The organism is Alteromonas sp. ABH4_452, from assembly GCF_056311825.1.
The window spans coordinates 814,955-837,115 of the sequence record NZ_CM149973.1; the positions used below are offsets into that span (position 1 = coordinate 814,955).

20 protein-coding genes are annotated in these 22,161 nt (G+C 45.3%); 7 read left to right on the forward strand and 13 right to left on the reverse strand.

The genetic code is table 11. The features are described from left to right. Window positions 1-99: 99 nt before the first annotated feature. The 4 genes from ACYX4N_RS03530 to pdsR form a co-directional block, all read right to left on the reverse strand. Window positions 100-780: a Fe2+-dependent dioxygenase gene (locus tag ACYX4N_RS03530; RefSeq protein ID WP_476055627.1), complete on the reverse strand. Its 681-nt coding sequence runs from the start codon at window positions 778-780 to the stop codon at window positions 100-102. A gap of 72 nt (window positions 781-852) precedes the next feature. Beyond that, window positions 853-3,159 (reverse strand): TonB-dependent receptor, encoded by a 2,307-nt coding sequence (locus ACYX4N_RS03535; RefSeq protein ID WP_476055628.1) that lies wholly within the window; start codon window positions 3,157-3,159, stop codon window positions 853-855. A gap of 272 nt (window positions 3,160-3,431) precedes the next feature. Beyond that, window positions 3,432-5,600, reverse strand: coding sequence for a proteobacterial dedicated sortase system histidine kinase (pdsS, locus tag ACYX4N_RS03540; RefSeq protein ID WP_476055629.1), 2,169 nt, complete (start codon window positions 5,598-5,600; stop codon window positions 3,432-3,434). Between the two features lie 60 nt (window positions 5,601-5,660). Beyond that, window positions 5,661-6,350 (reverse strand): proteobacterial dedicated sortase system response regulator, encoded by a 690-nt coding sequence (gene pdsR / locus ACYX4N_RS03545; RefSeq protein ID WP_179984790.1) that lies wholly within the window; start codon window positions 6,348-6,350, stop codon window positions 5,661-5,663. Between the two features lie 731 nt (window positions 6,351-7,081). Here pdsR and ACYX4N_RS03550 point away from each other — a divergent pair. The 3 genes from ACYX4N_RS03550 to trmB are packed head-to-tail and all read left to right on the forward strand — an operon-like array spanning window position 7,082 to window position 9,533. Continuing rightward, window positions 7,082-8,014, forward strand: coding sequence for an ABC transporter ATP-binding protein (locus tag ACYX4N_RS03550; protein WP_476055630.1), 933 nt, complete (start codon window positions 7,082-7,084; stop codon window positions 8,012-8,014). Window positions 8,015-8,040: 26 nt separating this feature from the next. Next, window positions 8,041-8,856, forward strand: a complete 816-nt coding sequence (locus ACYX4N_RS03555; protein ID WP_474829535.1) for an ABC transporter permease — start codon at window positions 8,041-8,043, stop codon at window positions 8,854-8,856. Further along, window positions 8,856-9,533 (forward strand): tRNA (guanine(46)-N(7))-methyltransferase TrmB, encoded by a 678-nt coding sequence (gene trmB, locus ACYX4N_RS03560; RefSeq protein ID WP_476055631.1) that lies wholly within the window; start codon window positions 8,856-8,858, stop codon window positions 9,531-9,533. Before ACYX4N_RS03555 ends, trmB begins: the two co-directional genes overlap by 1 nt. Before the next feature lie 105 nt (window positions 9,534-9,638). Here trmB and ACYX4N_RS03565 read toward each other — a convergent pair whose 3' ends face one another. Further along, entirely contained in the window at window positions 9,639-10,370 is a 732-nt protein-coding gene (locus ACYX4N_RS03565) for an EAL domain-containing protein (RefSeq protein ID WP_476055632.1), read from the reverse strand. Between the two features lie 558 nt (window positions 10,371-10,928). On the opposite strand from ACYX4N_RS03565, the gene panP reads away from it, so the two are divergent. Further along, window positions 10,929-12,563 carry a pyridoxal-dependent aspartate 1-decarboxylase PanP gene (gene panP, locus ACYX4N_RS03570; protein WP_476055633.1) on the forward strand — a complete coding sequence of 545 codons (1,635 nt, stop codon included), beginning with the start codon at window positions 10,929-10,931 and terminating at the stop codon, window positions 12,561-12,563. Between the two features lie 158 nt (window positions 12,564-12,721). Here panP and panC read toward each other — a convergent pair whose 3' ends face one another. The 7 genes from panC to sfsA all read right to left on the reverse strand — a co-directional run bounded on the left by panC (window position 12,722) and on the right by sfsA (window position 18,741). Then, on the reverse strand, window positions 12,722-13,573 hold the full coding sequence (gene panC, locus ACYX4N_RS03575; RefSeq protein WP_476055634.1) for a pantoate--beta-alanine ligase: 852 nt from the start codon (window positions 13,571-13,573) through the stop codon (window positions 12,722-12,724). A gap of 11 nt (window positions 13,574-13,584) precedes the next feature. Further along, a complete protein-coding gene (panB, locus tag ACYX4N_RS03580; protein WP_014980494.1) occupies window positions 13,585-14,379 on the reverse strand; it encodes a 3-methyl-2-oxobutanoate hydroxymethyltransferase in 795 nt (264 codons plus the stop codon). Window positions 14,380-14,420: 41 nt separating this feature from the next. Continuing rightward, window positions 14,421-14,936, reverse strand: coding sequence for a 2-amino-4-hydroxy-6-hydroxymethyldihydropteridine diphosphokinase (gene folK, locus ACYX4N_RS03585; RefSeq protein WP_474804270.1), 516 nt, complete (start codon window positions 14,934-14,936; stop codon window positions 14,421-14,423). Further along, window positions 14,929-16,251 (reverse strand): polynucleotide adenylyltransferase PcnB, encoded by a 1,323-nt coding sequence (gene pcnB, locus ACYX4N_RS03590; RefSeq protein ID WP_334060752.1) that lies wholly within the window; start codon window positions 16,249-16,251, stop codon window positions 14,929-14,931. The genes folK and pcnB overlap by 8 nt, the downstream gene beginning before the upstream one ends. 98 nt (window positions 16,252-16,349) lie before the next feature. After that, window positions 16,350-17,261 (reverse strand): tRNA glutamyl-Q(34) synthetase GluQRS, encoded by a 912-nt coding sequence (gene gluQRS, locus ACYX4N_RS03595; protein ID WP_476055635.1) that lies wholly within the window; start codon window positions 17,259-17,261, stop codon window positions 16,350-16,352. A 73-nt stretch (window positions 17,262-17,334) separates the two neighbouring features. After that, on the reverse strand, window positions 17,335-17,784 hold the full coding sequence (gene dksA, locus ACYX4N_RS03600; protein WP_012519849.1) for an RNA polymerase-binding protein DksA: 450 nt from the start codon (window positions 17,782-17,784) through the stop codon (window positions 17,335-17,337). A 240-nt stretch (window positions 17,785-18,024) separates the two neighbouring features. After that, window positions 18,025-18,741 carry a DNA/RNA nuclease SfsA gene (sfsA, locus tag ACYX4N_RS03605; protein ID WP_269918532.1) on the reverse strand — a complete coding sequence of 239 codons (717 nt, stop codon included), beginning with the start codon at window positions 18,739-18,741 and terminating at the stop codon, window positions 18,025-18,027. Between the two features lie 191 nt (window positions 18,742-18,932). Between sfsA and pepB the strand changes: the two genes are divergently transcribed. Beyond that, window positions 18,933-20,216, forward strand: coding sequence for an aminopeptidase PepB (pepB, locus tag ACYX4N_RS03610; protein ID WP_474804281.1), 1,284 nt, complete (start codon window positions 18,933-18,935; stop codon window positions 20,214-20,216). A 47-nt stretch (window positions 20,217-20,263) separates the two neighbouring features. Here the strand turns inward: pepB and ACYX4N_RS03615 are convergent, their stop codons facing one another. Next, the gene (locus ACYX4N_RS03615; protein WP_118491748.1) at window positions 20,264-20,446 is read right to left on the reverse strand and encodes a helix-turn-helix domain-containing protein; all 183 of its coding nucleotides are present in this window, start codon (window positions 20,444-20,446) and stop codon (window positions 20,264-20,266) included. Between the two features lie 499 nt (window positions 20,447-20,945). On the opposite strand from ACYX4N_RS03615, the gene ACYX4N_RS03620 reads away from it, so the two are divergent. Together ACYX4N_RS03620 and ACYX4N_RS03625 are read left to right on the forward strand one after the other, a co-directional pair. Then, window positions 20,946-21,548, forward strand: a complete 603-nt coding sequence (locus ACYX4N_RS03620) for a YhgN family NAAT transporter (RefSeq protein WP_118491750.1) — start codon at window positions 20,946-20,948, stop codon at window positions 21,546-21,548. After that, window positions 21,549-22,127 (forward strand): YjaG family protein, encoded by a 579-nt coding sequence (locus ACYX4N_RS03625; protein WP_476055636.1) that lies wholly within the window; start codon window positions 21,549-21,551, stop codon window positions 22,125-22,127. Window positions 22,128-22,161: the final 34 nt, after the last annotated feature.

Below are 22,161 nucleotides of genomic sequence, written 5' to 3' on the forward strand. Positions count from 1 at the left end.
TTAGTATAAGACCTTGTTGATTACGTTTTTATTTCGTTCGCTCCCAAGAAAACTTTCGCGATAGTACTTGTGCCAGATTGTGCTTGAGTTTAATAGCGGTTAAAGCTGAGAAAACTTTCTGACCAGGTTGTGGTAAACATGATGAAGTCCATCAAGCTGCTCTCGCTCTGCGGTGCCGGAGTTGACCAGCGACTGGATGCTTTGATCAAGCTGGAAGAGCGTTTCACGCATTTGTTGGTCGCTCACCATACTTTGCAGCCAGGTGATAGCGGCAATGCGCTCGCCTTTAGTGACAGGCGTAACCTTGTGTAGACTTGAAGATGGATAGAGTATGGCGCTTCCGGCATCGCATTTAACTTTTTGCTCGCCAAATCCTGTCTGAATAACAAGTTCACCGCCTTCGTAGTCATCTTTATCGGTAAGAAAAATCGTCATCGACATATCGCTGCGTAAGACATCGGGCGTATTCGGAATACGCATAATGGCGGCGTCTACATGGTAGCCATAGGTTTGCGATTCGCTGTAGCGGTTAAAGCACGGCGGGAAAATACGTTGAGGAAGGGCAGCGGAGATAACTTTGGGGTGGTTACCTAATTTGCTCAGCAATTGGTTAGCAAGCTGCTGAACACGTTTGTCCTGTGCATCTGCCTGACCGTTATTTTTGACGCCTGCAGCCATACCCATCGCCGTATTTTTACCGTCAACAAAGGGAACATCGTTAAGCTGCTGACGAAACTGCGCAACATCGCTTTTCGTCAATAAGTCATCAATAATAATCATGTTTTCAGTGCTTTTTAGAGTGTTTTTAATATAAAAAGACCTAGGCAGTCGCCTGCCTAGGTCATGCTAGCATTAAAATTCGTAGCTAACGGTACCTGTAATGTTGCGACCATCACCGATATACATGAAAGCGCCAGAACGGTAGGCTGCTGTCCAGTATTCTTCGTCAAACAAGTTACCTATGTTAACACGGAAAGTCAGTGACTCTGAGTGATAGTAGTTAGCGAATAGGTTAACCACTTGATAGTCAGGAACTACGATAGAGTACTCACCGGTTTCAGCACTATAGCCCGCTGCGGTATCTGGTTGACCGCCATACATTTCCGACTGGTAGCTGTAGTCTCCACCAAAGGCAAACTTCTCATTAGGCTGATAGCGCATTTGAATGTAGAAGCTTTCGTCAGCGAAGTTGCTTAGCGCAAGGCCGATATTATCTTCGCTGTAAGACTCAAGAATTTCTGAATCCATAAATGCAGCAGACGCCTGGATGCTAAGCTTATCTGTGATATCACCGCTTAAACCAAACTCAATACCTTCTACACGGTTTTCACCTGTGTTCAATGTACCTAGCGTTGAATAAGCATCACCAACACTCTCGTGTACGTCGCTCTTAGTGATGCGGAATAGTGCGGCGTTTGCTACAAGCTTTTCATTGAATAGTGACCACTTAGTACCTAACTCAATGTTTTCAACCTGCTCTGGATCAGCTTGAGACGCTTGCTCTGGCGTACCACAAATACCGCCATAACCACAGTTAGCACCAAGATCTGATTCACCGCCGTTTATGTTGGTTGCCGTGCTATACGAAGCGTAGATGTTACCGTTTTCGGTCACATCGTACACTAGCCCTAAGTGACCATTGTAGAGCTCATCTTCGAAGGCATACACTTGCTCACCACCACGACCCGACGTCGCATTAGTATAGTCGTAGCTATCTACACGCAAGCCTGCGAAAACATTAAAGTTATCGGTCAGCTCAAAGGTGTCCATAACGTATAGTGAGTAAGTTTCAATGTCGAATAGTGCATCCACGTCGCCACGGGTAAAGGCTTTGCCCATCAACGAACTAATGTTATCAACTTCATTGCCACTGCCATCTAATAGGCAGTAACTTTCAGATACACCGCGACGACCGCCGGTTAAACAGTTTGATGGATTAGTGTAATCCATATTGAACACGCCGTTGTCTACCGACTCATCTGTATATTCAAAACCGAATACAAAGCGGTGATCAACGCCTGCGAAAGCCGTATCCCAGAATAGGTTAAACTGGGTAGTTACGTAGTCAACTTCCTGCCAACCTTGGTGATTGCTTAAAGATAGTGTGTAAGCACCTGGTGCAGTAGGGTCGGTTGCGTCACGGTTTGTGCCACGCATACCTGTGGTAATGTATTCGTTTTCCGTTTTACCTACACGAGTTGCGTTATAAAAACGCACGTTGTCACTGATATCGTACTCAGTACGTAAAGTGAATGTAGTTACTTCCGAGTTTTGGAAGTCTTCGTCTTGTGCATATACAGGAATATCTTCAAGCGGGTAGCCAGCATCCCTGTCGTAATAGCTACCTAAGTCAGGAATGTCTTCTGCATTGAGGTAATACAAGTCGCCAGTGAATGACAAACGGTCAGTAGGCTGATTCACATAAGAAAGCTGCACCCCTTCACGATCACGTTCAATGCCTTCACGGCCAGGCTTATCTTCTGACGAGTAAAGTCCATTTAAGCGCACCGCGCTGGTTTCAGTTAGCGTTTTGTTTAAATCGACAGTTAAACGTGTGTGCTCATCGGTACCTACTGCGGCATCAACACGACCGAAGTTATAAGCGGTAGAAGCTTTTTTAGTGATAGAGTTAACCGCACCACCTGAAGAGCCACGGCCTGCAAAGGTAGAGCTAGGACCTTTGGTAATTTCAACGCGTTCGGTAGCGAAGCTTTCACGGGTTGTCATACCTGGGTCGCGAAGCCCATCAACGAATACGTCGCTACGTGCTTCATGACCACGAATTATATAGCGGTCACCAAAAGCATTACCATTCTCACCCGTACCTAAAGTTACGCCTGCCTGTGCCTGCAGTATGTCTTTTAAGTCTGTTCTTCCGCTTTCTTGAATTTGGTCTTGAGTAAGAACGCTAATGGTTTGTGGGGTATCAACAAGGTCTGCTAAGCGACGAGGATCGCCAGATTTATTGTAGCGGTAGATAGATTGCTGTACGCCGTGAATTTTAATCAGTTCTATTGCTTCGTCAGAGGCGGCTTCACATTCTGTCGAAGTTGCATCACTACACGATTCTACTTCTTCCTGAGCCATTACTGCACCACTACCAAATGCCAGTGCAGCGGCAATAGTCTGTGCGCCCATAGTTAACTTAGTGTTTTTCATCCTGTTTCCCTTGAGTGTGTGTAAGGAGGACGAAGTCTATGAAATATGTAAAGCAATGTAAATATAAATGATAAACATTCTCATTTGATATATTTAAAAGAGTTTTTAGTAACGCTTAATTTAAATATTCCTTATATTTCTGTTAGTTGTTTTTGTGAGATAGCTTGCCACTTAACAAAAAGGACGTCTCATGAGGAGAGACTTTTGCTTTGCTATTAGATTCTCCGACTATTTATAACAAGTAACTTTGCCAAAAATGGCTTATATCAGAATTAAAGCGGCAGAGTAACGGTAACGATGACACCCGTGCCATCTCCTCTGTCATTTAATAAGAGCTGACCTTTATGAAAAATGGCTATCATGTTTGCGATATAAAGTCCTAGCCCTAAATGAGGAGAGTGAGTAGCGTTTTGCACGTCATTTTCTTTTCTTACCGATACCATGGATTGGGTAAGCTGACTCTTCATTCCTTTGGGAAGTAAAGGCCCAGGGTTACTCACCGACAACCGCACGGATTTGTCCTGCTTTTCTAGTTTGACGATGATTTCATCATTGTCTTTGCTGAAGTCCACAGCGTTTGACACGATTTTATCGAAAAGCTGGGCAATAAGTTCGGGTGACCCCTTAATAAGCAAACTATTGTCAGTGGAAATAAAGGTCCATTTTCTTTGCGCATAAGCGTGCTGATAGCCCTGAACACATCCGTCAATCACCTTGATAATATTAAAGGTTTCTAAGTCTTCCTGCTCAATCGCTTGCTCTAATCGCGTAGCCTCGCTCATACTGTTTAATATGGTACTTAGACGATTTACGCCCGATTGAGCTCTTTCTACAAACACCGCTTGTTGGTCAGCATCATTAACGTGAGAAAGCATATCTAACGATGACTTCACCACAGCGATAGGTGTTCTTAGCTCATGTGACAAACGAGAGGCCATGTTCTCTAGATAAGAGTTGTATTGCTGTAAGCGTGAAAGGACGTCCGCAAATGAACGGGATAAATCGCCAATTTCATCACGTTGGTTAGATACCGGCAGTGTGCCAATAATTTTACCATTGTCATCAATGACAGCCTCGGTGTTATCACGAAGGGACCGAATACGATTTGAAATTCGCGTAGCAAATAGCAGTAGCCCTAATGTACCTATGGTCATTACTGCTAAAATAACGTGGAAAAGTTGTTCTAGGGCTCGGTTTCGCAATGTGCGAATGCCATTAGTAGTTTGTTCTACAATTACCGCCCCCATTACATTACCTTCAATAAAAATAGGGTATGCAGCAGAAAGTACAATGGCTTTGTTATCGGGTGACAAGCGCCAAAGTGATTCAGGCTGACCATTTAACGCCGTACCTAAATCCTGCCCCACTAGTGCATAGGCATCGTCTAACTCATCGATAAAGTCGGCAGGTGGGCGCGTAAGAATTTGGTAGTAAAGTGGAAGTAACCACTCACTCTCTATCCAGTGCCAAACCGCATTAGATGAGGCTTCTTTTTCATCGACTTTAATGCCTGTAGCCGATTGGATATCACCAGCGCGAGCGAGCACGCGTTTGTGCTTGTCCACAACCCACACCCGTGAATCGGCATATTTCAAGCCTGCCAAGATACGCTCAATTTCAGGGGAAGGTGTTATGACAGTGCCCAGTTCAGCGAGTTCTTTTGTATTTGCCGTGCCAAGCGCGTATTGCTTCAACCTGCTGTTTTCATCATCAACATCGACGAGTGAAAATGCTAAGCCGCCTGTAGTCATAGACAGCGGGAAGCGCAGTTCAACATTGTAGCCATTGGCGGTTTCCTGCCAGCGACCTTGAATTGAAAGAGCGTTCTCTATTGCCCGTGTTGTAGACGTGTTGCTAGCAAGTTTGTACGCGTTTACCCAGCCACTTTCATAAGGCGCAACAACGTATCTTGCTAGTTCGCCCTCTGGGGTTTCCATGCCGATAAGTAAATGGTCGCCCGTTTCTACGCTTAAGCTATTGGGTTGCCGCCATAACAGCGCGTCATCGCTCACTTCAAACATGGCATACAGAAATTGTCCGTAGCGTCCCACCATATGTTTAAATGACAAGCTAGTGGGTTCGCCAGCAAAGTCGTTGTAATACTCAATGACTTCATTACTGCCATACTCGCTCATTAATTCGCTAACTTGCTGCCAGTCATTAAGTTCGCCATCTAGCTGAATAGGATAAGGAATAGGCGGCGCGTAAAGGTCTGTACCGGGGCGTACGTCTTGAAGATAAGCTGATTGACTATCAAATAAAGCGGGTCGTTCGTGAAGAGCAGTGGCAACGGCTCGCGCCGTACCTATCATGGTTTGCTCCTGACCATTTCTAAGGTACTGCTCAAGCTCCCACACGTAGTTATAGCCCAAGTAGGGAATGGTGAATAGGAACAACGACAGCACCATAAGCTGAAGGCGGATAGAAAAGCGAAATCCCATGTGCGTAGTCGGTTGCCTCTATTTTTTTACTGATGATACACAGCGTTAAACCCACGTACTTTAAAGCTGCCAGCGATACCCCATACCGTACACGGTATCGATATGATCAAAGTTTGCGTCAAGCTGCACAAATTTCTTGCGCATACGTTTTATGTGAGACGTAATGGTGGTGTCGTCGACTACCATTCTCGACTCATCCATAAGCTGTTGACGGCTTTTTACGTGACCTGGTCGCTTGATGAGTGCGTGCAGCATCCAGAACTCTGTTACCGTCAGTAAAACAGGTTGGTTTTGCCAGCTTACCGTCATTCTCGATACATCTACTTTTAAGTCACCTACTTTTAGCTCATCTTTTTGCTCTGTGGGAGCAGCAAGCAAATCTGTACGTCTAAACAGTGCGGCAATTCGGGCTAGCAGGTGGGCCATGCTGATATCTTTAGTTAGATAATCATCAGCGCCCATTCTAAGGCCACTAATAGTATCGACATCGTTATCCCGCGCAGTAAAAAAGATAATAGGAAGGGTTTGAGAAAGACCTCGCAGTTGCTGGCAAAGCATAAAGCCACCTTCTATTTCATCTTTCAAACCAATATCAATAATGGCTAAGTCGGGTAGGGTGTGGTTAAACGCTTCGGCCGCAGAGGGTCTGTCTTCATAGGCATTTACGCTATATCCCTGCGCTTTAAGCGCCATAATGTAGTTTTCGCGAATGGCCGCGTCATCTTCCACTAATGCAATTGTCTTTGGCATACATTAACCCACAATTATAATTCCAATAGAACGCACACTATACCTATGAACAAAAGCTATTGCCTGAGTTCGACATAAAATCCTCAAACTTGCCTCATTTGCGCCATATTTGAGAGGCGTCGAGCGAAATTTTTATTAATAGAGCATTCTACAACACGAGCTTCTATCTGGCTCAGCGCTCCATTGTACTGTCTGTATGGATTGTTATTAAACCATCATTACATTTCCACAATTAGGCGTCTTTTCTGCCATTTATACCGTGTTAAATAAACATCGTCTGTCGAACACAGTGCGCATCGCTTCAAAACAGGCTTCTATACCTAGTCTGTTTTAGCAAGTGCAATGTGGTTAAAGCAGACTGTGCTGTTGACGTCTCTTTTATTCTCAAGAGAGTGACAAACAGCACCGTGGAAGCGGTAAGGCTGAACTTCTACGTGCATATTTCTATTGGCTTATAGCTACCCTTTGCGCTACGTGCTCCCCCAACGGTACGCAGCGCTTTTTTATTAGGGTTGAAAAAGTGCTTTTCGCTCTCATTTTCTAACTGTTTAAAGCAACCACTAAACGCGAGTGTATTCATTTAATAGCATGAACTAGGTTACACTTCGTTGGCTATATATTGTTAGCGACAGATAACGACATCTCACTAAAGTTGGTTAGGGCGTACTGACCTTTGGCTTTTATCAAAGGTCAGTATGTCTTAGTAGTCACACTCTCACTACGGGCAAATCATGAAAGCGTTGGACATTAAAGGGTTAACCAAAACCTACAAAGGTGGCGTACAGGCACTAAAAGGCGTCGACCTTACAGTACAAGAAGGAGACTTCTTTGCATTACTCGGCCCTAATGGGGCGGGAAAATCTACCACCATTGGCATTATAAGCTCACTTGTTAATCAAACTAACGGCAGCGTTTCGGTGTTTGGTTATGATCTCACCACGCAAAAAGAACAAGCTAAAGCCTGCATTGGTCTGGTACCACAAGAGTTCAACTTCAACCAGTTTGAGACCGTACTGCAAATTGTGCTTAACCAAGCAGGGTACTATGGCGTACCGCGTAGTGTTGCGAAAGAACGCGCTAAAAAATACCTTGCTCAACTGGATCTATGGGAAAAGCGCGATGCCCGCGCCCGCGAGTTATCAGGTGGTATGAAACGCCGCTTAATGATTGCTCGTGCGTTAATGCATGAACCAAAGCTACTTATTCTAGATGAACCAACTGCAGGCGTAGATATTGAAATTCGCCGCTCCATGTGGGGCTTTTTAGAAGAAATAAACCGTCAGGGTATTACCATTATCCTTACCACCCACTACCTTGAAGAAGCAGAGATGCTGTGCCGCAATATCGCCATTATTAATAAGGGCACCATTGTAGAGAACACCAGCATGAAGGCGCTGCTGTCTAAGCTTAATGTAGAAACCTTTGTGTTAGATATTAAAGCCCCAAATGGCGTGTCGACCACAGACAACCTGCTAACCGGTTTCGAGCACCGCTTGATTGACGACCACACCCTTGAAGTTGATGTAGAGAAGACCGAAGGACTAAACCCAGTTTTCACGCAACTCAGTGAAAAGGGCGTTCAAGTAATGAGTATGCGCAACAAATCAAATCGCCTTGAAGAATTGTTTGTGCGTTTAGTTGAATCAGTGAAACAAGCTAGCTAAGCCCACAGCAGGAAACGGTGAAAAACATGAAAACTGAAAGTACACAAATGAACACAGAAGAAAACGTGGGTTGGTTTAAACAAAACTATGTAGCGCTAACCACGATTTGGATAAAAGAATGCACGCGCTTTTTGCGCATATGGGTACAAACCCTAGTGCCACCTGCTATTACGATGAGTCTTTATTTCGTTATATTCGGTAGCCTTATCGGTAACCGTATTGGCGAAATGGGGGGCTTTACCTACATGGAGTTTATTGTGCCCGGACTTATTATGATGTCGGTGATCACAAACTCTTACGCCAATGTGTCATCTTCATTTTTTAGCGCAAAGTTCCAGCGCAATATTGAAGAGCTATTGGTATCGCCTGTACCCACTTCAGTTATCATTCTTGGGTATGTGGGTGGCGGTGTAGCACGCGCTATTCTCATAGGAATAATCGTTACCTTGGTGTCGCTATTTTTCGTTGACGTACAAATACATCATTTAGGCATTATTGCGCTGACGTTATTGCTCACCTCTACCTTGTTTGCTACAGCAGGCCTGATTAACGCAGTGTTTGCCAAAACCTTTGATGATATCAGCGTGGTGCCAACGTTTGTTTTAACGCCGTTAACTTATTTAGGCGGCGTATTCTATTCTCTTACGCTATTGCCTGAATTCTGGCAATGGGTGAGCAAAGCGAACCCTGTTGTATACATGGTTAACGGGTTTCGATACGGCTTCTTAGGTGTATCTGACGTGAACGTGACACTATCGCTTACTTTGTTAGTGGGCTTCAACGCGTTGCTATTTAGCGTAGCGTACTATTTACTTAAAACCGGTAAAGGTATACGTAGCTAATGGCGAGCGGTAACTCTAGAGAAATCACTACATCGCAGGTGGGTATTCACGATAAGTTAGACGACTTAGTAAAAAAGTACCAAGTCAGTGAAAACAAGAGGCCCATTAGCGAGCATACACAAGCCGCCTTTGACGAGGTAAGTGCGTGGCTTGATGCTGGCGACGGCTTCAACGGCGAGGTTATTCTAGACTCTTGCTGTGGTGTTGGCGAAAGTACGGCAAACATAGCAAGAGCTAACCCCGATGCCCGTGTTATCGGCATTGATAAGTCAGCTTTACGGGTAGATAAGCATGAGCATTACAGCGCGCAGCAGGATAACTATCGGGTGATCCGTGCTGATGTAAATGACTTTTGGCGCTTGGTAAAACAGTCTAACTGGAAGGTGACGCAGCACTTTTTACTGTACCCTAACCCGTACCCCAAAAAGACCCAGGTTCAAAAGCGTTGGCACGGCAGTGCGGCCATGGTGGATTTGATGGCTATTACCCCCAATATTGAGGTGCGAAGCAACTGGCTTATCTACCTGATGGAATTTGCGCAAGCGGCTAAACACTACGGCATAGTGTCAGACTTATCTGAAGTCACCGGCGACAATCACATGACGCCGTTTGAACGAAAGTACCGAGGTAGTGGGCAGTCGTGCTGGCAGCTAAATTGTCGCAGCGAAGAAAGTTAATAAGGCTCTCAATATTTGAGCGGCAGCTTACTTTGGATAAAAGGGCGGGGAGCTTACTTCAATACCTCGCCCTTTTTTCGTCTATATCGCTAAACGACTAGCCTATTAATGCCGTGCTGTGGCAGAGCGTACGTTCGCTAAAGGCGGGCTGAATACATAGCCCTGTGCATAGCGAATGGGCAGGCGCTTTACGCGTTCTAAATGCGCTTCATCTTCAACGTGTTCAGCTATGGTGCTTACGCTATGTCGTTCACACAGCGACAATAAATAGTCCACATACTCTCTTACTGCCTCTTGTTCGTCGTAATGTTTAATGAGTCCACCGGCTAGCTTTATGCCTCGAACTGGCAGGTTCATCAACGCCCGTATATTCCCTGGGCAAGAGCCGACATTGTCAATGAACACACCTAGCCCGGCGTGCATACTTTTTTCTATAAACTCGGTTAAGCTTTTAGGATTAGACAGCGCGGTAGAAGCACTGACTTCAATGCTTACTCGCTCTGGCGCTGGGTAACTCGCTAAGTGGGTTATAAGTGTGTTGGTAAGTTCCTGGTTATACAAATCTTTGGCACTTATATTAATATTCCAAGGAATATTCACATCGTGAAAGTAACTGGCACACTGAACGAACATACTTGCTGCAAGTGAATTTACATGTTGCTCTCGTTCAATAAGATAAAGAAATTCGCTGGGCAGAAAGGTTTTATCCCCTCGTGTAATAAGGCGCGCCAAGCATTCGTATCGCCATACCCCTTGGCTATTTAAATCAACAATGGGTTGAAAGTAGGGGACAATATCTTCTATGGAGAAATCCTCGGATATTTCGCGTATGGGCATAAACCGACCTCCTTGCAATAATGTATCTAATAGTGACTGATACGTCCCCGACACCTGCGCTTAACAGTTATAGCAGGTTGCGCATCTGCACTATTCATAAATTAAATATAGTTGAGAGTGCAAAATTTTGCGGTACTAATTTGAAAGAAGTATGGTTTATCCTTGCAGGTCACATCACTAGACAGCTAAAGGTATAGTGTGTCCGTCATGTCCATGAAAATTGACTAACTAGTCTGAATGTTTCACATAAGACGGTGAATTGGCGGTTTCTGCCTCTTGGCGAGCATTGCAATCTGATGTAAAGTGCCACACCCTGAAAGTATTGTGATAAGTTTCAGGTTTGGCAACGAATGGACCGCGTCAACGCGCATTAGCCTAGCCGATATCTAGTTTTTTATAGCAAAGAGGTATAGGGGTTAAATAGCTGCTGTTTAAGAAGCATGCTAAATGGCTGAAGGAAAAGTAAGTGTCAGGCCGGTATCCTACAAAACCGCCTGTTTATTTCGCCCAATAAATGTAAGCGAAATGTGTGATTGTTTAAAGTATGAGGTGTGTTGAGTGGGTGAAGCGCAAGTTAGTTTAGAGCACCTGTTTAGGGTCTTTACCAAACCTGAACACAAAGACTCAAAGCTGGCTCAAATAGAGCAGCATTTATCTGACAATATCTTAGATTTTTTGTCGCAGCATGTAGTGACAAAAAAAACGTCGTTAGAAGAAATTGAAAAAGATTTTTCAGACTCCAAAGTGCCTGAGTCGCCTGAGTTTGTGTCTACTCATGCTGAAAGCTTACTTGATAAGCTCGTTGCACACTCTGTAAATACTTACTCGCCTACTTTTATTGGTCACATGACCTCTGCGCTACCTTATTTCCACCTACCGCTTTCTAAGTTAATGGTAGGGCTTAACCAGAACTTGGTTAAAATAGAGACCTCTAAAGCTTTCACACCGCTTGAACGTCAAGTGCTGGGTATGATGCACAACCTTGTGTACGACCAGCCTCAAGATTTTTATGATGAGCATTTGCACAGTGCAGCACACTCATTAGGTGCATTCTGTTCAGGCGGTACTATCGCCAATATCACTGCTTTGTGGGTAGCTCGCAATAAATTACTCGGCCCGCAAAAAGGCTTTTCAGGCGTGGCTAAAGCGGGTCTTGCCGCTGCTTATCGTCACTACGATATTAATAACTTAGGGGTGATGTGCAGCAAACGCGGCCACTACTCATTATCAAAAGCAGTAGACGTACTAGGCTTAGGTCGTGAGCAGTTACTAACGGTCGCTGCGCCGAAACAAACCCTAGATCCAGCGAAAGCCCTTCGCATTGGTAAACGTTATCAAGAGGAAGGGAATAAGCTTCTTGCTATCGTTGGCGTGGGCGGTACCACTGAGACCGGTCACGTCGACCCACTGGATGAGCTTGCTGACGTTGCAAAAGAGCTTGGCTGCTGGTTCCACGTAGACGCAGCTTGGGGCGGCGCTACCTTATTTTCTGCGCGTTATCGCGACCGATTAAAGGGTATTGAGCGAGCAGACTCAGTCACCATTGATGCTCACAAGCAAATGTATGTGCCTATGGGCGCGGGCATGGCCCTTTTTAAAGACCCACAACATGCCAACGCGGTAAGACATCATGCTCAGTATATTCTGCGTGCAGGCTCTAAAGATTTAGGTGCTACCACGCTAGAGGGCTCCCGTAACGGTATGGCTATGATGGTTTACTCGGCGCTGCATATATTTGGTCGCAAAGGTTACGAACTCCTTATTGATCGCAGCATCGATAAAGCCAAAGACTTTTCACAAATGATAGATAAGGCGAGTGACTTTGAATTAACTACTACGCCAACGTTATCGCTATTGACCTATCGAGTGTGCCCTGAAGAAGTACAGGAAAAGTTAAAGCACGCTAACGCCCAAACGCGTAACGCAATTAACCAAAAAGTTGACGCGCTCGTTGTCGCAGTTCAAAAGCAGCAGCGTGAAGCTGGTAAGTCATTCGTATCTCGTACCCGTTTAGAAGCGCCAGATTACCCGTCTCAGTGTATTACCGTATTTCGCGTAGTGTTAGCCAACCCGCTAACGAGTCATAATGATTTGGCCGCTATTTTGGCTGAGCAGCACTTAATCGCGAAAGAAACACAGGCGTGGACGGACCTTATGGATTTTGTTCGCGAAGCAGATACCGTTGCTTCATAGGTGTTAGCTTTTCAAGTGTTAGTCTTTTAGGCGCTAACGAAAAAGTTAACTTCTCAGAACGAACAAACAAAAACGCCCGATGCAGGCTCTGTTTAGGAGTAATGCATCGGGCGTTTTCTTTCGTAGTTCGAGATTTTCCGCGAGGATTGGTATTACACTTAATCTCGCGTAATTTGCATATTATCAATTAAGCGCGTCTTACCCATAAACATAGCAACTAGCAATACTAGCTCTTTATCGCTATCGTTAGCCGCTTCAAACGTAGTTGCGTCAACTACCTGGCAGTAGTCTTTCTTAAAGCCTTTCGCTTCAAGGTTAGCAACCATGATATTTTCAAGCTCAGCAAAGTGAGTATTACCATTTTCAATGCTCGCTTTAATACGCTGCATCTCTTCAAAAATAGCGCTTGCTGTGTTTTTTTCTGCCTCTGTCAGGTAGCCATTTCTAGAGCTCATTGCCAGACCTGACGCCTCGCGCTCGGTAGGTACGCCATGAACTGTTACCGCCATCGACAAGTCGCGCGCTAGAGCGCGAATAACTTGTAGTTGTTGGAAATCTTTCTCGCCAAAGAAGGCATCGTCTGGCTGGACCATGTTAAACAGTTTAGTAACCACGGTTGCCACGCCGCGAAAATGTCCTGGACGACTTGCCCCACAGTGAGAGTCTGATATACCAGGCACTTCAACAAAGGTTTGCGCGTCTAGACCTGCCGGGTACATCTCAGCAACACTTGGTAAAAATACGGCATCTGCGCCCACCGAAATAAGCTTAGCTTTGTCTTCTTCTATGGTACGTGGGTAGGCGTCTAAATCTTCATTTGCACCAAATTGCATGGGGTTTACAAAAATGCTTACCACCACTTTGTCGTTGTGTGCTTTTGCTTTTTTAACTAGTTTAAGATGACCGTCGTGCAGGTTGCCCATCGTGGGAACAAAACCTACGGTTTCACCATTTCGACGCCACGTATTTACGGTGTCGCGCAATGCTGAAATACTATCAAGCACCTTCATATTTTACCCCGTTATTCGAAGCTGTGTTCAGCAGAAGGAAACGCACCGCTTTGCACATCTTCAATGTATTTTGATACTGCTTTGCGCATATCTCCAGTTTCTACAAGATAGTTCTTAGAAAACTTAGGCATGTAGTTGGCACTGATACCAAACATATCGTGCATTACTAGAATTTGGCCGTCGGTATCTTTACCTGCGCCTATGCCTATTACTGGTATAGTTAAGGCTTCGCTGACTGCTTTTCCTAATGATGAAGGTACACATTCAAGTACTAGTAGCTGAATACCGGCTTCTTCTAATGCTTTTGCTTCGCTAAGCAGCTTTTCCGCTTGGCTTGCTTCACGACCTTGTACTTTAAATCCACCGAAAACGTGAACTGACTGGGGTGTTAAGCCTAGATGCCCGCATACGGGCACGCCGCGAAGGTTTAAGCCTTTAATGGTGTCGCATAACCAGCTTCCGCCTTCCATCTTTACCATGCTAGCACCGGCAGCCATTAGCTTTGCTGCATTAGTGTAGGTCTGCTCTGGTGTAGCGTAAGACATGAATGGCATATCAGCTAAAACGAAAGCGCGCTCGGTACCACGTCGTACACTTTTTGTGTGGTAGGCAATATCGTCGATAGTTACCGGAAGGGTATCGTCTTCACCTTGAAGAACCATGCCTAAAGAGTCGCCGATAAGAAGGGCGTCTACGCCTTGTTCATCAAACATTTTGGCGAAGCTGGCGTCGTAAGCGGTTAAAGAGGTGATCTTTTCCCCAGCCTGCTTTTTCTTAAGCAAACCAGATACTGTTACTTTCTTCATGACATGTCTCAGAATGATATTTGTTGATATCGTGTGGCGAACTATACGGATTTTGTTGCTAATTGGAAGTCTCGCAGACGACTAAGTCCGTCTAGCGAGCAGTTAGCAACCCACGCTGAAATAGGCTTACCGTCGTGCATTACCATATTAGGGGCAATTTCAAACAAGGGGACCATAACGAACTCACGCTCTGCCATACCGTAGTGAGGGATAATCAAATCTGCAGTATCGATAGTTTCACTGCCGTATAGCAGTATATCTAGGTCCAGCGTGCGCGGGCCCCAGCGTTCACCCTTACGCTCGCGGCCTTCTTCTAGCTCGATGCGCTGAAGTTGTTTTAATAGTCCGTGAGGTTTAAGCGACGTTTCTATTAAGCATACTGCATTAATATAGTCAGGTTGGTCTTGCGGCCCCATCGGCTTACTGGAATAAAGTGAAGAGGTTTTAAGTACGCGAGTATCTTCTAATTGGTTAATGGCATCAAACGCACGCTGCGCTTTTTCTTGGCTATTGCCAAGGTTGCTACCTACGCCAATGTAAACGTGCTCTTTATGCATCTGGACCTCGTTTCGCTGCTGGTTTACGCTTGCGTTTACGGGGGGCACCTTTTCCGCCACCCTCGCTTTTGCGAAGTGCGTTAAGCATGCCTTTTTGTTTACCATTGTCAGCGTGCTGGAAGTGCGTCCACCACTGAGCTAGCTCAAGCAAATCGCCGCCTTCTACTTGGCCTCGAGCCAATAAAAAGTCATAGCCAGCTCTGAATTTCGGGTGAGTAAGCAATTGAAACGCGCGACGACCAAAGCGTTTAGGAAGTCGCTGCTGTAAAATCCAGATGTCACGTACCACGGTAGAGAAGCGCTTGGGGATCATAATGCGTTGCGTCTGACGGGCAATAACTTCGCCTGATGCAATGTTAAATGCATCGTGCGCGTTTAAGCCAGACTCACTTTGCAAGCGCTGTGACTGCTCTTCAACCGGATACCACAATAGTGCCGCATAAAGGAAAGCGGGCGTAACACGCTGATCGTTGTTAATGCGTTCATCGGTATTGGCAAGCACGCGGCGCACAAACTGCATCTCACGGCTGTTTTCATCTTTTAAAAATGGCGTAAGCTGAGGGAATAAAGGCTCAATTAAACCGTATTCGTGCAGCATTAAGAAGGTTTCTTCCCCCTTACCCGATAAAAACAGTTTAAGAGTTTCTTCAAACAAACGTGCTGGTGGTATGTTCTGAAGAAGATTCGCCAGAGATTTCATCGGTGCCGCGGTTTTTTCTTCGATGCTCATGCCAAGTTTAACGGCAAAACGTACCGCGCGTAGCATTCGCACCGGGTCTTCACGGTAGCGTGTTTCTGGGTCGCCAATTAGCTCAACTTCACGCTTTTCTATGGCGGCTAGACCATTTGCAAAGTCTTTCACCGTAAAGTCAGCCACACTGTAATACATGGCATTAAAGGTAAAATCACGGCGCTCAGCATCTTCTTCGATAGAGCCAAAAACGTTATCGCGTACTAGCTGACCATGTGCATCACGCTTCGCAATAGCTTTGCCCTTAGGCAGATTTTCGTCTTCGTCGGACTCTTGGTGGTGACCACGGAATGTGGCAACTTCAATAATTTCTCGACCAAAAACAATGTGGGCCAAACGAAAGCGCCTGCCTATCAGACGGCAGTTTCTGAATAAACCTTTAATCTGTTCAGGTGTAGCATTAGTCACTACATCGAAGTCTTTTGGTTCGTGACCCATCAAAATATCGCGTACACAGCCTCCGACCAAATAGGATTCGAAGCCAGCTCCATTAAGGCGATACATTACTTTCAATGCATTTGCGCTTACATCTTCACGAGAAATGCCGTGTTCTCCACGGGTCATTGTCCTTGGCTTCAAAGCGTCAGAGGACGAGCTCTCTTTTGAAAAAGCGCGCTTAACAGATTTAAAAACACGATGAATGATGATGGTATCTCCGCAGACTATAAAGGTTCGCTATAATAAGTGGATTCATGCTGTGGAACAATAATTTCGGGTGTTTTCACTACTTTTTTCCTATCCCACATCGAAATAGCCGCTTTAAGCGCTGAATCAATATCATCAAATTCTGATGCAATTGGAAAGGAAAAGCCTAAAAAGTCCATCACACGCACAATATTATTTAGCGCGGTATTGTTGTTAACGGGGGCTGCTCGGTTTTGTTTACTGAGTTTTCTGCCTGGCACGACAGCCGCTACCGGCACATGCCCGTATTGAGGGGCGGTGTAACCAAGTGTTTTATACACCGCGCGTTGCAATGGCGTTACATCAATTAGGTCGCACCCTCTGATTACACAGTTAACTTGCTGAAATACATCATCCAAAATGACCACAAGATTGTAAGAAAACAAACCGTCACGTCGCTTAAGTACTACATCTTCGGCGTTTGAACTAGAAGGCGTAACCTTACCCATGAGCACATCTTCAAAAGCTTCAAGTGGTGTATCTACTTTTAACCGTAGTGCACAGTCCTGTGTATCTATGCTCAACAACTTGTCTCGGCAATTACCGTTATAGATACCGCCCATAGCTTTAATTTGCTTACGTGTACAGGTACAACGATAAGCTCGCTCTTGAGCAAGTAAATCATCTAGTATCGCTTGATAACGAGGATGTTGCTGACTTTGGTAAATGACATCGCCATCCCAATACAAACCATGGGCTTCTAGCGTGGTAAGAATGTCCTTGTCGACGCCCGCTATGCAGCGTGGTTCGTCGATGTCTTCCATGCGAAGCAACCACTTGCCGTTATGGCTTTTCGCGTCTAGGTAGCTGGCAACAGCAGTAACGAGTGAACCGAAATGTAATTGGCCGGAGGGTGAGGGAGCAAAGCGCCCTACATAGTGGTTATGCATAATTAAGGTTTAACAAAAAGCCCCATCTTTTTGGGATGAGGCTTTCTATATCAACATACTCGCGGTTATTAGCTTAACCTTGAAGTTGTTTTTCTTTGATTTCAGCCATGGTCTTACAGTCGATACACAAATCAGCTGTAGGACGTGCTTCTAAGCGACGGATACCAATTTCGATACCACAAGAATCGCAGAAGCCGAAATCGTCTTCTTCAATGCGCTTAAGCGTTTTTTCAATTTTCTTTATTAGCTTACGCTCACGGTCACGTGTACGTAACTCAAGGCTGAACTCTTCTTCTTGAGCTGCACGGTCTACAGGATCAGGGAAGTTTGCTGCTTCATCCTTCATGTGCGTTACCGTACGGTCAACCTCTTCACGAAGTTGATTGCGCCACGCTTTAAGCAATAGACGAAAATGCTCAAGTTGGGGCTCGCCCATATACTCTTCGTCAGCTTTTGGCTCGTACGGCTGCAAACCTGCCAGCGCTAATAGTCCTAGGGATTTTGTTTCTTTTCCTGTTGGCATCTGCCACATCTCCTACACTACGACATCCATCTTGTCCTGATTGGACCGATATCTATATCAGACTCGACAGCTTCAGGCAATCGATCGTGTCTATGTAATTATTATGCTGGTGTGTTGTTTCTAACATTTGCCAGATGTTTAATCATTTATACGACTGGCTACCAGCAAACGCATTAGTGCGTTCTACCACTAAAACAAGGCGCAAATATGAAGACGAAATGAAAAAAATCAACCTATTTTTTATAAAATCACAGGGAGTGATTGATTTAATAGGATTTTTTGTTCATCAATTATACAGCCTGCGGCAAGTACAGTTACGCCTGCATTAGCGGCAATCTGTACGCTTTCGGCATAAGTTGGATCAATATGCTTGGCAACTTGAACACTTTCAATAGCGGTATGTTGCACGCAGAATAACAAGCTGGTCTTTATACCGCCTTGTGCTAGGCGAGCCAGTTCCAAGCAGTGTTTTGCACCTCGCTGGGTTACCGCATCGGGAAAGTAGCCTTTATTATTTTCCGCTAAAGTGACGGATTTTACTTCCATGTATTCTGTAAGTTCTTGACGCTGCGCGTTTTCCCTTGTTAACGCGAAGTCGAATCGGCTGTTGGCAGTTGGCGGTGTTACTTCTGCTTTCCAACCGCCGATATCGGAAAATTCACCTAGCACCTTGTTATCTAGTGCTTCTGCCACCAACTTATTAGCATTGTGTGTGTTAATGCCGATGAAGTGACCATCAAACGTTTGGGCTAGTTCCCATGTATACTTAAGCTTTCGCTTTGGGTTTGTCGACTCACTTAAGAAAACCGTGTACCCCGGTTCAGCGCAGCCGGTCATTGCACCTGTATTTGGACAATGAGCAGTAACGATTGAACCGTCGTCTAGCTCGACGTCGGCAAGAAACCGCTTGTACCTTTTAATCAAGGTGCCACGTAGTAACGAAGGTGAAAACTTCATGTATCGCCTTTTTTATGAAAATTAGGTTCACCGCGTAGACGCTCCCTGCCAGTACTCGTGTGCTATGGCATAGGGTTTATAGGGAACGCACAACATGTTCGCGGTATGCAGGCAAAAGAGAGTAACAAAGATTTGAGCAAGCGCAAAAAGCGCTTATCGAAAATATAACGATGTATAAGGAATAAAACGCGATGGCAGAATTTACCGTAAGCCTTTCAACCAATAGTGCTGAAGCTGTATGGGGCGAAAGCGCTAAGCTTTCTTTCACTGAATCAGGCGCAGTTATTCACCTGCCAGATGACAAGCTTAACGAGCGATTAATTCAGCAAGCAGCGAGAAAGTTAGATGGTCTAGGGTTGCCTGCCGTTGCGCTTAAGGGTAGTTGGCATAAAGAGCAACAGTGGGCTTTTGCACTTAGCTTTACACGTGCACTTAAGCCTGCCTCTATCCAATGGGCGGATACGGCTGACAAAGCCGCCTTAGAGCAGGAGTATGCGGCATTATTATTTACCCGACAGCTGGTAAACGAAACGCCGGAAGACCTTAGCCCTGAGACATTAGCGACACGTGCTGCGCAGTGGCTTAAATCACTGGGTGGGGACAAAGTCTCTTACTCAATGACTGTAGGTGAAGACCTTAAAGAGCAAGGCTGGATAGGTATTTATAACGTAGGTCGTGGTAGTGAACGCCCGCCTGCAATGTTAGTTCTTGATTACAACCCCACAGGCAACGCAGATGCTCCCGTCGATGCCGTGCTAGTAGGGAAAGGCATCACGTTCGACAGCGGCGGTTACAGCATTAAATCTAGCGAAGGCATGCTAGACATGAAATGTGACATGGGTGGCGCAGCGACTGTTACAGGGGCATTAGGGCTATCTATTTCTCAAGGCAGCGAAAAGCGTATTCAGCTTATTTTGTGCTGTGCAGAAAACCTAATTAGCGGTCACGCTTATAAGTTGGGTGATGTACTTACCTACAAAAATGGGGTAACCGTTGAAGTTGTTAACACCGATGCAGAAGGGCGTTTAGTATTGGCTGATGGTTTGATGGCGGCAACGGAAACTGGTGCGCCACTTATTATCGACGCAGCAACGTTAACCGGTGCAGCAGTGGTTGCCTTGGGCTCTGATTATCATGGCGTATTCTCGCTGGATGATAATGCGCGCGATCAAATGCTTAAAGCCGCAAAAGCAGAGAATGAACGCTTTTGGCCATTACCCCTTGAAGGCTTTCACGCAGACCGTTGCCCTTCAGCGTTTGCTGACACGGCAAATAGCCGACCGATGAAAGGTGGTGGTGGCGGTGGTGCGTCAAACGCTGCGGGCTTCTTATCGCGCTTTGTTAAGCCTGAAGGCTGGGTGCATTTAGATTTGGCTGCGGCCTATCACGGTGGTGCAACCGCTGAAATGCCGGTAGGTGCTACAGCAAAAGGCATTCGTTCAATTGCCAGAATGCTGAAAGATTTCACTGCATAAATAAAAAAACAGAGGGGGCTTCACAGGGTGTCGCCCCTTTTCGTTAACTAGATCCCGCCCAAGCGTTCAGCTAGTTTCTTATAACGTTCAACGTCACCGCTATCAAAAAGTGGGTTACCATCGGTATCTTTGTCTTTTGATACTAAAAGGCTTTCGCGCTCTAGACGCTCTACGCGTACTTCTTGCACACCCAGAAATGCCGCCACTTCTTTTACCGTCATCAAACTCATTACAATTCTTCCTATTGTGGTTGTTTTTGTTAGGTTTTAACCAGGCCTCTACTTTGGTCAAGGCTGTGTGATCTTGTCATTACATCAGAAGCGCTTTGTACAAGACATTACCTAAAAGGCGAATAAAATAATAAACCTCCAGCTATGTTGAGCGTGCCTTTCTACGCATTGCATAAACCAAAGGCTAGATAAGGCCATCGTTGCTCCGCCTGTTGCATACTGCTTCCTATTGTTTTAGTTAAGCCCATTTTTGTTATTTTTCGAGTCTTTTTTACCGATTCTTTTAATGTTCGCCAATGATAGGCACGTGCTTTTTATTTAAAAAATCGGCGTTAGATAGATATAAAGTGCAGCAGTCGAGTGTTAAAAGGTGTTTTTTACTCACTCTGCTTGGTTTACCATTGCGCGCCATAACCACCTATCTGCATGAATCTTGAGTTATACTTTACGATTCACGCTATAAATTGGGCTTACGCTCTCAACCGGAGACAATAAAAAAATGGATACCTGGTCCGCTGCCGTTATGCTTTTTTTAATCATGGATCCGCTCGGTAATCTGCCGGTTTTTATGTCGGTACTTAAATCCATTGAACCTAAAAGACGTCAATTTATTCTTATACGAGAACTATTGTTTGCGCTTGGTATTTTATTCTTATTTCTGTTCAGCGGTCAGTCGGTACTCAATTTTTTAAATGTAGAGCAAGAAACTGTAAGTATTGCCGGTGGCATTATTCTATTTCTTATCGCGCTTAAGATGATATTTCCGTCGTCTGGCAACCCAAGTGGTCTTGCTGTGGGTGAAGAGCCTTTCTTGGTGCCTCTTGCTATTCCTATGATCGCAGGTCCATCAACGTTAGCTGCGTTAATTCTACTTGCTAATCAAGCACCGGATAGAATGGTGGATTGGTCACTAGCGCTTGCCGCTTCTTGGTCGATTAGCGCTGTCATCTTATTATTTTCAAACGTATTTCATAAAATTTTAGGGGAACGTGGCCTAGTTGCGATGGAGCGATTAATGGGTATGATCCTCGTTATGATCGCTATCCAAATGTTGTTAGATGGCGTTACCAAATATTTCATGCATGCCACTGGAGCCCTTTAAATGGCAAAGCAAAAACTTAATACCTTTGGGCGTGTCCGCGCCTTGGAAGGCTGGAAAGCCGTTGCATTCGGCGCTGCGTTACTTGAACGTATGTTGCCTAACTACACGCTGTTTTGTGAGCTTACAGAAAGTGGTGATGCGAATGCCTTACGCAACTGCTTAAACTTGGTCTGGGAAACACTTAAGTCTCCTAAAAGTAAATTTAATATTACGGTACAGCTTGAAAAAGTAGAAGTTGCCACCCCGGATACCAGCGAACACGATAACTATGGCGTGTACCCTGCTATTGATGCAGCCATCGGATTAGCTGGCCTACTCAACCTAATAGCAGGTGACGACCCCCAAGGTGCTGTGGTGATCAGCAAACTATCTCAAGGTAGCGTTGAAGCTTATTTATTAGAAAGCGAAGAAGCTGATGATGAGACCGTGAAAGGTCATCCACTTATGGAATTTGAAGTAGAGGTACAAAACGAACTGCTCGATTACGTTGAGCAGGCTAAGTATCCTGCAAAGGCAGCAGACGAAATGAAAGCCCTCGCGCTGGAAGCGGGTATCTCAAACATAGGCCTTGAACTTTAAAGTAGCTAGGCCGTGCACTCTAGGTAAGTTCACG